Raw genomic sequence first — 14,187 nt, 5'->3', positions numbered from 1 at the left:
ATATAATTTATATCACATAAATATAAACCCTAAAGAGCTAAAAACCAGTCCGAAAAGTATTATGTCATGTATAAAATTGCAATCAAAAAACTGTATTTAAGAATGAGAGAAGTGATGGGAGAGATATAAATGAGAGGCTATAAATAACCTCTCATAAATTACAATATAAATACTAACTATTTAGTAGCATTTTGTTCTTGTGCTGATTGAATAGCTGTTAATGCGATTGTATAAACAATATCATCGACTAATGCACCACGTGATAAGTCGTTCACAGGTTTACGCATACCTTGTAACATAGGACCAATTGAGACAAGATCCGCTGAACGTTGTACCGCTTTGTAAGTGGTGTTACCAGTATTTAAATCAGGGAAGATAAATACGGTTGCTTTACCCGCTACTTGTGAATTTGGTGCTTTAGATTTTGCCACATCAGGCATAACGGCAGCATCATATTGTAATGGACCATCGATCATTAGATCAGGGCGTTTTTCTTGTGCTATACGAGTTGCTTCTTTTACTTTCTCAACATCGGCACCTTGACCAGAACTTCCGGTTGAATAAGAGATCATTGCAACGCGTGGTTCAATACCAAAGGCAATTGCAGTATCAGCAGATTGGATAGCAATTTCCGCAAGCTCTTGCGCATTTGGATCTGGATTGATTGCACAGTCACCATAAATATAAACTTGATCAGGCATTAACATAAAGAACACTGATGATACAAGTGAGCTTCCTGGTGCAGTTTTGATTAATTGTAATGGTGGGCGAATTGTATTAGCCGTAGTGTGTACCGCACCTGAAACTAAACCATCAACTTCGTTTGCTTCAAGCATCATTGTACCAAGTACCACATTATCCGCTAATTGCTCACGAGCAATGACTTCTGTCATACCTTTGTTTTTACGCAATTCGACTAAACGTGGTACATATTTTTCACGAATACTATCTGGATCAACGATTTCAACACCGGCGCCTAACGTAACACCTTGCGATGCAGCCACTTTACGAACTTCATCTGGATTACCAATCAGCACACATTTTGCAATGTTGCGCTCTGCACAAATTGCAGCAGCTTTGATAGTTCTTGGTTCGTCACCTTCTGGTAATACCACCACTTTTTTCGCATTACGAGCAAGTTCAGTTAATTGATAGCGGAATGCTGGTGGAGATAAACGTCGAGTAGAACTTACAACTTCGTTTAATGATTTAATCCAATTTGTATCGATATGGTCAGCAACAAAGTTTTGAGTATTATCCATACGCTCTTTGTCATCAACTGGAATTTCTAAATTAAATTGTTGTAAATTAATTGAAGTTTGGAATGTATTGGTTTTAACCGTAAATACTGGTAAACCAGTATCAAATGCTGGTTGACATAACTTATACACTTTTTCATCAATATCGTAACCACCAGTTAGTAATACCCCACCAATGGCAACACCGTTCATCGCAGCTAAACTAATAGTAACCAATACATCAGCGCGGTCGGCTGAAGTCACTAAAAGCGCATTAGGTTGCAGGTGATTGATGATATTTTGAACGCTGCGAGAACAGAAAGAAACATGTTTAATTCGGCGATTTTTAATTGCACCTTCATTAATAATTTTTGCGTCAAAATGTTTAGCAATATCGATTGCTCGGCAAGCACTTAAATCAATATTCCAAGGAATACAGCCAAGAACTGGTAACGGACTATGTTCGCTTAAATCCTTAATAGTGATTTTTTTATTATCAAATTTTGGCGTATGATAAATTTCGGCTACATCAGGACGAGCAAGGTTTTGCTCTTCAACTGGAGCATTGACTTTATTAACAATGACACCAATAATCTTATCATTTTTAATGCCACCAAAATTAGAACGTGCAATCTCAATACGATCTTTTAACTGTTCTGGATTATCTTTACCCATATTTACAACAAAAATAATTTCAGCGCCAAGTGTTTTAGCGATGTTATTATTTAATTCATTAGCAAAAGGATAATCAGTTGTCGGTACAATACCTTCAACTAAGACAACATCAGCACCTTTGGTATTTTCAGCATACAGCGCAACAATTTCTTCCATTAATACATCTTGTTGATTTAAACCTAATAGGTTTTCAACATGACTCATTTTTAACGGTTTTAACGTAGGAATTGATGTGTTAGTGCTAACTAAAGTAGTTGTATTATCAGGGGCATCGCCACCTGCTCTTGGTTGCGCAACTGGTTTAAATACATTTAAATTAATACTTTGACGCTCCATCGCTCGAATAACACCTAGACTTACACCTGTTAAACCAACATTGGTACCTGTTGGAATCAGCATAATGGTACGAGACATAATTTGTTTCCTCTTAATTCTTTATTAAATCCAAAAAACAAACCGCCTTATAGGCGGTTTTAAAAACTTTTAAGCTGTTAAACGTGCAGCATCTTGGGCAATGACGAGTTCTTCATTGGTTGGAATTACCATCGCGATTACTGAACCATCTTTAGTAATTGTACCGCCTTTACCAAAACGAGCCGCTAAGTTGCGTTCTTGATCAAGTTCAATACCAAGTAAGCTTAATTTTTGTAAAGCCATACGACGAACTTCTTCAGAATTTTCACCGATACCACCAGTAAATACGATTGCATCTAAACGACCGTCTAATAACATTGCATAACCACCAATGTATTTTACTAAACGATGAACAAAAACATCTAAGGCATTTTTTGCATTTTCATCTTTATCGTAATTATCGGTTACATAACGACAATCACTGCTAACACCCGTTAAACCTAGTAAACCAGATTTTTTATTTAATAAGTTGTTAATATCAGCAACAGACATTTTTAAGTTGTCATGTAAGAAGAACATAATAGCAGGATCAATATCACCACTACGTGTACCCATAACTAGGCCTTCAAGTGGCGTTAACCCCATTGAAGTTTCAACACATTTACCATTTTTAACCGCAGTAATAGAGGCACCATTACCTAAGTGACAAGTGATCACGTTAGTTTCTTCAACTGGTTTATTTAATAATTTAGCTGCTTCACGGCTAACATAATAATGGCTTGTACCATGAGCACCATAACGACGAATACCATGTTTAGTATATAATTCATTAGGGATTGCATATAAATATGCTTCTTTAGGCATTGTAGTATGGAATGCGGTATCAAATACTGCGACGTTTTTATCTTTTAAATGAGGAAAAGCGGCATAAGCTTCACGAATACCAATTAAATGCGCAGGATTATGTAAAGGTGCGAAAGCCGCTGCTTCTTCAATTCCTTTTAATACTGAATCATCAATTACAACTGATTGGGTATATTTCTCACCGCCATGAACAATACGGTGTCCAATTGATTTAATACTATCCAATAATTCTGGTTTTTGTGGAAAAATACTGTTAACAATAAAACGGATTGCTTCGCTATGCGCTGCACCAGCACCTAAAGAAGCTTCTTTCTTTTCACCATCTAATTTCCATTTAATACGAGCATCAGGAAGGTGAAAACATTCAGCTAAGCCAGATAAAAATTCATCACCATTTTCAGGGTTTATGATTGCAAATTTTAAAGATGAACTTCCACAATTCAGAACAAGAGCGTTATTACTTGATGACATAGTAATTCCTATAAATTGAATAAAAAGATATATACCAATCAAAATTGGTAACTCTACACATGATTAAATAATCAATGTGATATACAAGGCGACTTCTGATATCTTGGTTTTTAAGATAAAATAAAGAGAGCCCCCAATTTGAATGACACTATTTTAAGACATTAAAATGTGAATGTCGAGGAATCCAAATCAGATGAATTTAGTTAAAAAATTTAAGGCAGGTCAAACATATATGGATCTTTGCCCCAAAGATAAGGCGCTTTCATATTCATTTCCGGAATTAAAAATTATTAACCACATAAAAACCGCAAAAAAAATATTACCACCAATCATTATTGGCTTAATTGTTTGGCAATATTATCTGCCAGCACAATTAGCAGTAACGATTGTTACTATTCTATTTGCTTTAAGCTTACCTATTCAAGGAATATTATGGTTAGGCTATCGATCTCAATCGCCACTACCATTATATTTGGTTGATGGTTATAACCGAATTAAATCACAACTAATTGAAAAAAAAATAATCAGTCCAAACCGAAATCCTAATGAAAAATTAACGTTTGAAGCACTAATGAAATTGATGAATCTATCTAAGATTCATCTAGGTAACTATTTTGGACAAGATGATGATACATCTAACCAACCATGAAAATATATCTATGCAGAATTTTTTGGAAAAATTAAAAGATCAGATAAATCAACTTGAGCAACAGATCAACCTATCTGATCAACCCACTTATCAAGAACACTATTTTGATGAACATCTGTTTAATAGCAGTAAGATTGAGGTCGATTTTCAATTTTATATCGATAAGATAAAGCTTACTTATCATTCTCTCTGTGATGCAGCTTTAACCGAAAAACTAAGTCAAATTGAATTTTTATCAGAAAAACTTATTGACCAAATTACTGCACTAAGTCGTGAGCTTGCTACTGTACATTTACGCAAGCAATCAACAAGTTATGTAATTCAAGAAACCGTTGCAGAAAAACATTCCAGACATTTAGATTATCTGCGACGATTGCAAGAGATGAAATATGAATTAGAACTATCGCCTGAGGCTATTGATTATACAAAAATAGCAGCATTAGATAATCGAATATATCGTTGTGAACAAGCGATAAAAAAAATTGAGTTAGATATGGAAAATGAGGTCTTCGATTAAGTTGAATTATTTTTATCAATGCAAATTTGAGATATTAACAGTGACCATCACTGCATGTTGGTTGCATATTGATTATTTATCTAAATCATCATGGTTAAATGGTACACTTTAGCCTATCTAAAGCTAAATAATGCTCGTTTATAACAAATATAACAATATATACAAACTAAAACTTTTTAAATTAAAATTATGAATACATCATTTTGGTAAAAATTTAAACATGATAGCTATTATTTTACTATTTTAATAAAAATAAAAATCTATTTATTAAACAAATAATTCCCTAACAGATAAAATAACCGCTATTAATTGATAATTTAAAGAAAAGTGAGTAGATATTATTAAATACCCCCCTCATAGCTAGTTATCATAAATGATTACGAATCAAATAGATAAAAAGATGTTATTTCCTCAAATTAAATAAATGATAAAATACGAAAAATCCTTCATATTTACTAAGTTAATTTTATACTTTAAGTACACTAATAAATAATTCGTGTAGCTTACGACTAAATTCCGAATTTTCCAATTCCTATGGTAGAACTAGAACATAGTAGTATAAGTCTTTAAGATGTAGATTAATATTGTAAGGTTCGAAATTCGTTTCCCTTTCAAATTCAATCAAAGTTGCAACCGCGTTCAATGAAACTTTTTTAGCTTCTATCGTTACACAGCCTTCACCTTGCATATCAATGTTATAACCATTCTCATAGTGATATTCAAGCATTTCATTATTCTTATAACTAAATAACCACTCGTCTCCCATCCAAGGGTTATAATAACTTTTGTAGTTAATAGCTATCATTTTTTTTCTCCATTCGGAGAAAACAACATTTATAGGTTTAGTTGAATAAAAAGAGTTCCAAGAACCAGTCCACTCCATAAATAACCCCAAAAATATTTCTTTTATTCAAAAAATGTGAGTAAACATTATAAATCAGAAGATAAAAACACCCAAATTAATGTACAAACATCAAAGAAATAGTATCGATTTTTTATAGATATATCTCTAAGAGTTTTTTATCAAATAATTTGTTGCCTAATATTCTTTTTCTTTTACTAAATATCAATTCCATCTCTTTATCTGTTAAAGACCTATTATGTTTTTTGCTTAGGTATAAAATTGTCAAAAAAGGATAAGCATAATAGTTTGGGAATAATATGATATCTTTTATCGTTTCAGGCTTTAACTCAATAAGATTGATAGCTCTTGGCAAATAAATATCTCTCACCTTAGTAAAAATCCATTCACAAGTTTTTTTTCTTTCTTCTTCATTTCTGGGTAAATCTACAGTACCACCCAAATTAGGAGCGAATGATTTAAAACCAATCTCCATTGAAGTATTCATTGCATAAACGACGCCTTCGGGGTTATTTGATCTATATGGTGGATTTATTTTATTAAAAAAAACAATTAATTCTGGAGAATCAACACTTGTACTGAGACAGTATCCCTGAGCATTATTTAAAAACCTGAAACCTATACGGCCACTTGCTTGATTATCTTTTGTTTTTTTTATGGATATTTCCGTTTTTAAACATTTGATATTTGGGCTATATATGATGTTTTCCTTTAAATAATTATACAATTCAAATTCAAACAATTTTCTTAATTCAGCTGTCACCGACATTTTTGCTCCTTAAAACATCATACATGAATACCTATATTATAGAAGCTTACTCATATATCTTTATCTCACATAATATATTGATTTTTTAGCAACCTATTTTCATTAATCTCATTAACAATAATTTTATAATTATATTGATTTATAAATTGAAAATTTTATCTGTTTAATTTATACGTTATTAATCTTCTAAAATATTTAAAGCCATTTCAGTAGCGCCCTTAATATCAATATCATTCGATTTTAGTGATATATTAAGGTCTTTTCTTAATCTTTCGTCGCGAAAAGCAACTGCTACTTGAGTAGTCCAGTACCTAACACTATCAACAATAGTTTCATCCTCCAATCAAACATACAGAGTAAGGAATAAACATAATTGATTATCAATACGATGATTTAATTGAATTAGAATCTAGATGGAACTAATTAAATAGTCATTAGAATGACTAAGGTGAGTAGCTAAGTATGATCTAATTATAAAATAATTTTTTGAGTTATTTCCCTAATTTGCGAATAATATGCTGATACATCTCTGGCTTTGAAATCTTTACCGTAATTACTAATTGTAAAGAAATCATGTTCAACAAAATGAGTAAATAATAAAAAAAGTGTATGTTCGAAAATAACGAATAGACCTTTAATCACCTCATTATAGTTATCAGTTTTACCAAATTCACCATACGCTTTTGCCAAACTATGACAAATATTTAACAATATTGAAAATTTTTCTTTATCAAAATAAGAATTTTCATGCAGTTGATATAAAAATGTCTGACTATCTTTCGCTTGAAATTCATTCAAAATATATTTTTCAAGCTTTATCCGTTTATCCATATTGCTTTTCTTACTGACATTACATGATAAAAATTATCAAAAATTTAATTTTATTTTCCGACATTTAAATTATCTAAATTTATAATACATAATATTTATAACTAACTGCATCATATATTATTTCACATTCCAAATCGTTTATTATATTCATTTGAATATTCAGTATCGACTATGAGTTTGCAGTAGCATTTATATAATTTAAATAACTATGAATTAGTAATAATATATCTTTATGAGCTAAATCAACAAGATATAAATCTACAATTCGCTTATTATCAATAATATACCATTGCCTATTTGTCGGTATTTGACATGGAAAATTATTGTTCTGTAAATAGAATTATTTGATAGCTTCGATTATTATACACTTCAATGTGTTCAAAACTCATAGATGATAGTTTAATTACGTTTGCTTACAATGCGGTCAAATAAGGTTAGTGACCATATTAAATTTACCTGATTAAAATCACGTTTTAATAAAATATAAATTTTACTTAACTTTTTATTTAATATAGGTTTGAATAGGAGCGTGGTTCAATATTGCGCTTGCCGAGTTTGTCTACCTTTTCTAAAATTAGATCATAGCAATAGGAAATATCATCGTTTTGTTTTAAATGTACGCCTTCTAAACAAACTCTATATATCCCTTTAGGAATATTTGAATTATGCCAACCAGTATATTCTTCCCATTGCCAAAAAACTGCCATATCGGCAATATATAAACTACCTGTTACATTAAGAAAAAAATATTTATCACTGAATATAACATTCCGATTGTCATTACTAGGAATTTCATTTAAAAACAATCTAACTATATACCCACCATCATCAATACCCATAATAGGTAATGCAATACCCTGATCTAAAACAGAATCTCCTTTATCGGTTGTTGTAAATTGTTGAAGTATATTCTCTCCATCATTTATTTTTCCATCAAAAGGGCCCAGTATCCTAGGATAATCAAAAATAATTATGCCATTAAAATCAACATCAACATCTATAGTTTTAATCACACTTACTTCCTGCTTTTCTATTATTTTCACTATTTGTTCATTTTACTCAATGCATTATAAATTTATAAAATCACACTAATAGATTTTATACACAAATTACTCATATTGTTCTAATTCGTTTTCTATTAGCGCTTTTAATTGCAAAGGAGAAATGATAATACTCTCTTTTTCCTTTACCGGAAAAAGGACTATATCAATTTTATCTTTTGCTAATCCATTTATCCATTTATCCATTTATCCATTTATCTAAAAATAATATAAATCGATTTTTTTAGCAAAATAGTCATATTTATGAGTTATATTGTATTCATTAACAAATTCTTTTTCAGGCCAAAAAGGTGTTATTCTTCTACCATTTTCATCAGATAATAGTAACCAGCCATTATCTCCATAACTGCTCCAAATTAATTCAAAATCTGCTACTTTTCTAATTAAGTATTCAAGTCTTTTATGCGAATCGAGTGATTGTACATTTAATAATTTTATATTATCCATATTCTCTGACCCTAATAAAGAGTCAGTCACCTCTGATTTAGTTAAATCGAGATGCATTCTATTTTCAATATTGGTTATCTCACAACAAGCATGGACATGCTATTTACATTTTACCCATCTTATATAATTCTTTAGATATGAACATTTAATTTGACCGGCGCTGATAAATGAAATCAAAGCAAAAAGTTTTACTTGTGTCAAAAAAAGCCTGAATAATGAAATTCAGGCTTATATGGCAGATTATTACAAAGTTTATTACTATCTTTATATTGATCTCAAAATTTAAATATTCCTATATACTTAAGACCATTATAATTTTCTTTATAAGGTTTTTTAAGTACCGCTTCACTTGCTTTATACCAAACTAAAGCATTTGCTTTGGTTATGCCCATTTTATAACATTGATCTATAATTTTCTGTCTACAATCTATTCCTGGTGAAATTAATTTATCAATCAGTTCTCCAACATCAATCTCTTTTTTCAATGGTTCAGGATATCCGATAAAATCTTCATCATACCAATTAGTGCCTATATCTTTACAAAAACCACAAATCTTATACTCAGGGCTATCTAATTCCTCAGTAGTATAATCCAGTTCAAAATATTCCTCATATTTTTCAACTGGCATAAAATTTGACCCTATCCATAAATATTGATCCGATGATAGATCTTTATTAAATTGAGATTGGTATTTAGTCTCAGCACTAAATTCACCTATATACTTAAGTCCGTTATAATTTTCTTTATAGGGTTTCTTGACCTCTAGATTTAACATTGGATCATTATTTATATACCAAAATACAGAATTAGCCGTTGTGATACCTAATTTAATACATTGTTCATAAATCTTTTTCTTTTCACCTTCATTTACTTCTATTTTATCAATAATCGAATTGATATCTTGAGGTGTAGAAAACCTGTCAGGCATAATAAGCTGCTCTGACATATACACTACATCACCTATATCAGCACAGAATATGCATGATGGTGTAAGGAAATCATTAATTGGTATATTTTCATTCTGTTCAAAATATTGTTTGTATTTTTTCTCTGAAGAAAAATTATTACCTATCCATAGCAGAATAGTCACTTTATCTACATCAATTTTACTCATGATAATCCTTTCTTAATTAACATTTAGATTTATATCTCATTTAGTCGAATTCTAAATACTTTTAAATTGATTAACTTCGCATAGTTTCGATATATCATATTGAAAAATATTAATTTACCATTCAACTACAGATGGTTTTCTGTGGAATAATATGCTATTAATGAGATACATCGAAAGATCGCGTACTTTCAGTAATATATTATTGGAATTCTAAAAAAGCATCGTTTTCATAATAAAAAATAAATGCTTCAAATAATTCATCTAATGACGGAACACCTAATTGTTGTTTTGCGTTTGCTACAATTTCCTCAATCGTTCCTCCATCTAAAACTTCAATCCAACCATCATTTTTAACTTGTTCTGGTAAATATTCATCAGAATTAGGAGGAAAATCCCTAGCATCTAAAGTAAAAACTCCTTTTGTAGACAATGTCCAGTTGTTTTTATTTGGAGGTAAATAAAAAAACTCTGTATTATTTTCTGGAGAAGATAAAACATCGCCAATGGAAATAAGATCCATAAACCACCTCGTTAAATATTTTCAATAATTACTGACCTGAAACTTGATACAGCTATCAGCTCGACCGGTTACATATTCACAAATTAAAATTCCACGGCCCACCTAAGTTTTCGTCCATTGAGCACATACTGATACAAATTAAATTCGCCAGCTAACCATATCTGGGCCAGCAGAATAAAGCGCCCTATATCTGGATCATAATACCTGAAATTATTGTAGTGAAGTTAGATTTTTGTCTAATTATTGGCCTTAACCCTTTAAATCTTATTGGATTAAGATATGTGAGGCTTTCTGTATTGCTTTATACCATAATCGGGAAAAGCATTCCCTGAGAATTTCACCAGCTTCATCCGTCAACTATTCCTGATTGCTGATAAAGACAAAAAATAATTTATTATTTTTATATGAATTCTTTATTTATGAATATAATACAGATGAATATCATATTCATTATCGCTTAAAGCAATTACTCTATCTGGGGACGTGAATACCAATGAAAAATCATATGTCCTATTGATTGAAAACAAGCTTAATATGAAGTCTGAAAAACTTTCAACATAAAAAGATATACTCACATTTCCGGAATAGAACATATTACACATAATATCCTTTTTTATATTCAATATACTTTCAACTTCCCTAGCTAGGATATTTCTATTTATAGGTAAATTAAAAAAATTTTTTTAATATCATTATCAATTTTATTTATTTCTTTTAACATTTTTCTATGCCATATAAATTCATTATCATGTAAAAATGATACATTAAATGAACTAACACCATTTAATTTGGTTGCATAATCTCTTGCTCTAAATAAATTTAATTTATCTTTTAAAATCGTTTTCATATTTTTATGCAGGCATAACTATATCAGTTGCAATTATATTTATAACATCACCTGATTGCATTTCTATCTCTATATATTTGTATTTCGTATCATCTTTAAGATTAAATTGATTTACGCTTACACTTTCGCCCCATTTATCCCATTTTGGTATATTAATGCCTTTAATACCTTTGCATATAATATCCATAGGAATAGAAGAATTATTAAGGAACTTAATTATAAGAGTACTTTCTTGCCAATCAAGAATCAAAGATACTAATGTCCAATCATGCATATTTAAAATTCTTTATTATTTAGTGTTTAATGGCATATGTGCCTCAAATGTTTTCTTTGATAGAACTTTATCATCAATACTATGACCTTTTCCTACAACAATTATTTACCAGATAATGTGTATCTTAGTTGAATATAAACTAAGACACTCTTTTTGCCAGTAATAGGATCTAAATTTGCATCTTTCCTATCACTGCTTTTGGCTTGTTTGAAATTTAACTTTGATTTCTATCGTCCCTATCAATTTTAAAAAACTTCTGACCGCAAATATTTTTAAGATTAATATGTAGTGATTTTTATAACATCTATAAGATATAAAAATCTATATATACATACTTACTTTTTAATTTCGCTAATTAACAAGGTAAGGCCTCACATATATAAACTAAATTAAATGTTTTATTAAAAATTACATTGATTATATAAATTAGTTAATCATAAGAAACCAAGTTTAAGTGCTTTATCTTTTTCGCCGCCCCAAGGATCATCAATCAGGTATCTGGCAACTATTGGGCTTTCTGCTGGAACAAAAGTAAATTTGTAAAAAACCTCATCATTTTCGCAAATTTCATAATAAAGATCATATAAAGATCTATCAAATGCTATGTTTATTTTGAATTTTTCTGCAGCTGATGCAACTTCTACATTATCACTATTATTAATATAAAAAGGAGTCACAATACACCGTTGTGTATTTTCATCCATAACAAAATTATCTGTTAGATTTAAAACAACATTAGCTCCAAAAGCTTCGTCAGGTAAAGGATCAAATATAACATAATCTTTATGAATGACGGCACCTTGTTCAATATTCTCTTTACCCCATTGAGATAATTTTTCAGAATAAGCTCTAGATCGAACTAAAATTTGATTATGGGAAATCAATAAATCAACTACTTGATTGTTAGGGTTTTCCATGCACTACCTCCATTTGAATTTTACTTTTTGTCAGACAACCCCCAACATAACTATTCGATTGCTTTACTATGAGCCTGATTATTATGCAGATCAATGTGCCTAACATGCGCTATTAGACCTTTTTAAATAAATCCATTAATCATTTCAATCAGGTCTGATTTCGTTTTAACTTTTTTTTATTTTTAATAACTATTTAATAAAAAATCTATTTATCTTCTTTCATCGCACTTACTAATCGAATCGTTTTTCCAGAATCAACAAGCATCATCCCCATACATGGCTCTGCTCCACTATATAACCTGAATAATAGATAGCTAGAATTATTTGCTTTCGTTATACAATAAAGCAAGGAGCCCTACCCATCAGATCAATTAGGTGCAGATATTAGCTGATCATTATTAACACATGGATAATAAAAAACACCTACAATAGGAAAATTACCTCCTTTGCGAAGGTCCAAATGTATCTCTTCGACCCTATTTCGGCTTGCTATTGGTTCGAGGGAGCAATTTAATTCTTTTTTAAGTATTGTTTCTATCTCAGTGAGATTGCTATTATTCACTATGCTAAACGCTATCATTTTATTTTCCAATTGATAGGTCACTTAAATATTATCTGTTCTTTTATTAGATTATATTGAACATCTTGTCTATTTTATTTGCATTTTATTACACGTCTTTGGCCACAAAATAGGCAAAGGCATGGTTAGTTAAATAATGCCCATTTTCCCCATTAAATTTCTTCGCAGCGTTCGGCCAGGCAAAAAAACGTGTCTCAGGTTTATCCGCAATCTGCCCCGTTTCCCGATTAATTAAATAAACCTTCTTGGCGCCTTTTTTAAATATTTTCCATACCGCTTTTACAAATTTATCGGTTTCGGGTTGTTTTACTACATCATAAGAAGCAGTTAACCGACCGTTCATTAAAGATCCAGGAGCATAACCAGCCATTGTTGAACATGAAAAACGGACAAGACCTTCTCCAACCATAGCACCATCATAATTTGACCCTGGATAATGTATAACGTATTTTTTTTTATAATCTTCAATACTTAAAATATCGGTATTTATAATACTAAAATCTATATTTTTAGCTATTTCCATATCCAGTACATCTGAAATTGGTATATTCAGATCAGGCCAAATATATTGTGTAATAAATTTAACCGACTCAATCTGATCTTTTAAAACTTTGGAGAACTCTACTGCATCCACTGCAGTCATGAAGATTTCTAAAGCAGGCAGTTTAATTTTACCAGTCATATAATTTCACTTTAATAGTTAAAATAATTAGATAACATGTTAATCTATTCTATTTTATATATTTCCAGATTCCATTTTCAATACATCAAGCACTCCCGGAGAAAATATGCTGATGGAAAACTATTATTTAATATATAAGCTGCGCCAAAACTTTATTAATCTAAATACTTGAGCTATTAAGGATTAAAGATATGCGTTTTTAAAGAATTAAACATCAGGTAAAATTATATCATCAACGCATTCTAAAATTTCTTCCGTTGTATTATTTTTGTTATGTTTTTCTCTCCATTTTTCTAAATCTTTTAAGCATAATTTAATATTTTGACGTCTAGAGTATAAGTAAATATCATCCATTGCGAATATTGCAAAAAATTTATTATCGTAAATATCACTATGGATAAATATTTTAGTTAATAAAATCCATAATTCCTTAACTAAATTAGGGCTAACAATCGGCGTTGATATATAAGGTGATGAAAACACATCTCTGATAGAACCAATTAGTTCATACATA

Annotated in this window: 17 protein-coding genes and 1 pseudogene; 2 read left to right on the top strand and 16 right to left on the bottom strand. The window is 30.3% G+C overall.

Annotated elements, in window-relative coordinates; genetic code table 11:
* Window positions 1-176 precede the first annotated feature (176 nt).
* Together pta and H3T80_RS02085 are read right to left on the bottom strand one after the other, a co-directional pair.
* Window positions 177-2,327, bottom strand: a complete 2,151-nt coding sequence (gene pta, locus H3T80_RS02090; protein WP_198199713.1) for a phosphate acetyltransferase — start codon at window positions 2,325-2,327, stop codon at window positions 177-179.
* A gap of 69 nt (window positions 2,328-2,396) precedes the next feature.
* Window positions 2,397-3,602: an acetate kinase gene (locus tag H3T80_RS02085; RefSeq protein ID WP_110447983.1), complete on the bottom strand. Its 1,206-nt coding sequence runs from the start codon at window positions 3,600-3,602 to the stop codon at window positions 2,397-2,399.
* A gap of 193 nt (window positions 3,603-3,795) precedes the next feature.
* Here H3T80_RS02085 and yfbV point away from each other — a divergent pair, with 193 nt between their 5' ends.
* On the top strand, window positions 3,796-4,251 hold the full coding sequence (gene yfbV, locus H3T80_RS02080) for a terminus macrodomain insulation protein YfbV (protein WP_198199711.1): 456 nt from the start codon (window positions 3,796-3,798) through the stop codon (window positions 4,249-4,251).
* A gap of 10 nt (window positions 4,252-4,261) precedes the next feature.
* Complete coding sequence (gene priC / locus H3T80_RS02075; RefSeq protein ID WP_198199708.1) at window positions 4,262-4,768, top strand: primosomal replication protein PriC; 507 nt, start codon at window positions 4,262-4,264, stop codon at window positions 4,766-4,768.
* Between the two features lie 532 nt (window positions 4,769-5,300).
* Here priC and H3T80_RS02070 read toward each other — a convergent pair.
* From H3T80_RS02070 to H3T80_RS02005, 14 genes and pseudogenes are all read right to left on the bottom strand, one after another.
* Window positions 5,301-5,651 (bottom strand): hypothetical protein, encoded by a 351-nt coding sequence (locus tag H3T80_RS02070; protein ID WP_198199706.1) that lies wholly within the window; start codon window positions 5,649-5,651, stop codon window positions 5,301-5,303.
* A 112-nt stretch (window positions 5,652-5,763) separates the two neighbouring features.
* Complete coding sequence (locus H3T80_RS02065; protein ID WP_198199703.1) at window positions 5,764-6,399, bottom strand: hypothetical protein; 636 nt, start codon at window positions 6,397-6,399, stop codon at window positions 5,764-5,766.
* A 471-nt stretch (window positions 6,400-6,870) separates the two neighbouring features.
* Window positions 6,871-7,230, bottom strand: a complete 360-nt coding sequence (locus H3T80_RS02060) for a hypothetical protein (RefSeq protein ID WP_198199701.1) — start codon at window positions 7,228-7,230, stop codon at window positions 6,871-6,873.
* A 506-nt stretch (window positions 7,231-7,736) separates the two neighbouring features.
* The gene (locus H3T80_RS02055; protein ID WP_198199699.1) at window positions 7,737-8,273 is read right to left on the bottom strand and encodes a hypothetical protein; all 537 of its coding nucleotides are present in this window, start codon (window positions 8,271-8,273) and stop codon (window positions 7,737-7,739) included.
* A gap of 66 nt (window positions 8,274-8,339) precedes the next feature.
* Window positions 8,340-8,477, bottom strand: coding sequence for a DUF2750 domain-containing protein (locus tag H3T80_RS12315; protein WP_198199696.1), 138 nt, complete (start codon window positions 8,475-8,477; stop codon window positions 8,340-8,342).
* 12 nt (window positions 8,478-8,489) lie between these two features.
* Window positions 8,490-8,738, bottom strand: a complete 249-nt coding sequence (locus H3T80_RS12310; protein WP_198199695.1) for a DUF2750 domain-containing protein — start codon at window positions 8,736-8,738, stop codon at window positions 8,490-8,492.
* 275 nt (window positions 8,739-9,013) lie between these two features.
* On the bottom strand, window positions 9,014-9,853 hold the full coding sequence (locus H3T80_RS02040; RefSeq protein ID WP_198199693.1) for an immunity 22 family protein: 840 nt from the start codon (window positions 9,851-9,853) through the stop codon (window positions 9,014-9,016).
* 199 nt (window positions 9,854-10,052) lie between these two features.
* Window positions 10,053-10,373: a hypothetical protein gene (locus H3T80_RS02035; RefSeq protein ID WP_198199690.1), complete on the bottom strand. Its 321-nt coding sequence runs from the start codon at window positions 10,371-10,373 to the stop codon at window positions 10,053-10,055.
* An 83-nt stretch (window positions 10,374-10,456) separates the two neighbouring features.
* Window positions 10,457-10,585: pseudogene (locus H3T80_RS12305) on the bottom strand (hypothetical protein); the annotation flags it as partial.
* A gap of 446 nt (window positions 10,586-11,031) precedes the next feature.
* Window positions 11,032-11,220 carry a hypothetical protein gene (locus H3T80_RS02025; protein WP_198199689.1) on the bottom strand — a complete coding sequence of 63 codons (189 nt, stop codon included), beginning with the start codon at window positions 11,218-11,220 and terminating at the stop codon, window positions 11,032-11,034.
* Between the two features lie 4 nt (window positions 11,221-11,224).
* Entirely contained in the window at window positions 11,225-11,494 is a 270-nt protein-coding gene (locus H3T80_RS02020; protein WP_110447991.1) for a hypothetical protein, read from the bottom strand.
* A gap of 434 nt (window positions 11,495-11,928) precedes the next feature.
* Window positions 11,929-12,411, bottom strand: coding sequence for a competence protein ComJ (gene comJ, locus H3T80_RS02015; RefSeq protein WP_086364676.1), 483 nt, complete (start codon window positions 12,409-12,411; stop codon window positions 11,929-11,931).
* A gap of 668 nt (window positions 12,412-13,079) precedes the next feature.
* Window positions 13,080-13,673 (bottom strand): hypothetical protein, encoded by a 594-nt coding sequence (locus tag H3T80_RS02010; RefSeq protein ID WP_110447993.1) that lies wholly within the window; start codon window positions 13,671-13,673, stop codon window positions 13,080-13,082.
* Between the two features lie 207 nt (window positions 13,674-13,880).
* Entirely contained in the window at window positions 13,881-14,186 is a 306-nt protein-coding gene (locus tag H3T80_RS02005) for a hypothetical protein (RefSeq protein ID WP_110447995.1), read from the bottom strand.
* Window position 14,187: the final 1 nt, after the last annotated feature.

This window comes from Gilliamella sp. W8145 (assembly GCF_016101145.1).
GTDB lineage: Bacteria > Pseudomonadota > Gammaproteobacteria > Enterobacterales > Orbaceae > Gilliamella > Gilliamella apis_A.
The sequence above is the reverse complement of the archived record's forward strand: the minus strand, read 5'-3'. Positions and strand labels throughout refer to the sequence as shown.

Excerpts from the sequence above, each read along its gene's own strand:
- yfbV (WP_198199711.1), top strand. The coding sequence starts at position 3,796 with ATGAATTTAGTTAAAAAATTTAAGGCAGGTCAAACATATATGGATCTT.
- H3T80_RS12310 (WP_198199695.1), bottom strand. The coding sequence starts at position 8,738 with ATGGATAATATAAAATTATTAAATGTACAATCACTCGATTCGCATAAA.
- H3T80_RS02020 (WP_110447991.1), bottom strand. The coding sequence starts at position 11,494 with ATGCATGATTGGACATTAGTATCTTTGATTCTTGATTGGCAAGAAAGT.
- H3T80_RS02085 (WP_110447983.1), bottom strand. The coding sequence starts at position 3,602 with ATGTCATCAAGTAATAACGCTCTTGTTCTGAATTGTGGAAGTTCATCT.
- H3T80_RS02065 (WP_198199703.1), bottom strand. The coding sequence starts at position 6,399 with ATGTCGGTGACAGCTGAATTAAGAAAATTGTTTGAATTTGAATTGTAT.
- H3T80_RS02060 (WP_198199701.1), bottom strand. The coding sequence starts at position 7,230 with ATGGATAAACGGATAAAGCTTGAAAAATATATTTTGAATGAATTTCAA.
- H3T80_RS02070 (WP_198199706.1), bottom strand. The coding sequence starts at position 5,651 with ATGGAGTGGACTGGTTCTTGGAACTCTTTTTATTCAACTAAACCTATA.
- H3T80_RS02010 (WP_110447993.1), bottom strand. The coding sequence starts at position 13,673 with ATGACTGGTAAAATTAAACTGCCTGCTTTAGAAATCTTCATGACTGCA.
- priC (WP_198199708.1), top strand. The coding sequence starts at position 4,262 with ATGCAGAATTTTTTGGAAAAATTAAAAGATCAGATAAATCAACTTGAG.
- pta (WP_198199713.1), bottom strand. The coding sequence starts at position 2,327 with ATGTCTCGTACCATTATGCTGATTCCAACAGGTACCAATGTTGGTTTA.
- H3T80_RS02025 (WP_198199689.1), bottom strand. The coding sequence starts at position 11,220 with ATGAAAACGATTTTAAAAGATAAATTAAATTTATTTAGAGCAAGAGAT.
- H3T80_RS02005 (WP_110447995.1), bottom strand. The coding sequence starts at position 14,186 with ATGTATGAACTAATTGGTTCTATCAGAGATGTGTTTTCATCACCTTAT.
- comJ (WP_086364676.1), bottom strand. The coding sequence starts at position 12,411 with ATGGAAAACCCTAACAATCAAGTAGTTGATTTATTGATTTCCCATAAT.
- H3T80_RS02040 (WP_198199693.1), bottom strand. The coding sequence starts at position 9,853 with ATGAGTAAAATTGATGTAGATAAAGTGACTATTCTGCTATGGATAGGT.
- H3T80_RS02035 (WP_198199690.1), bottom strand. The coding sequence starts at position 10,373 with ATGGATCTTATTTCCATTGGCGATGTTTTATCTTCTCCAGAAAATAAT.
- H3T80_RS12315 (WP_198199696.1), bottom strand. The coding sequence starts at position 8,477 with ATGGATAAATGGATAAATGGATTAGCAAAAGATAAAATTGATATAGTC.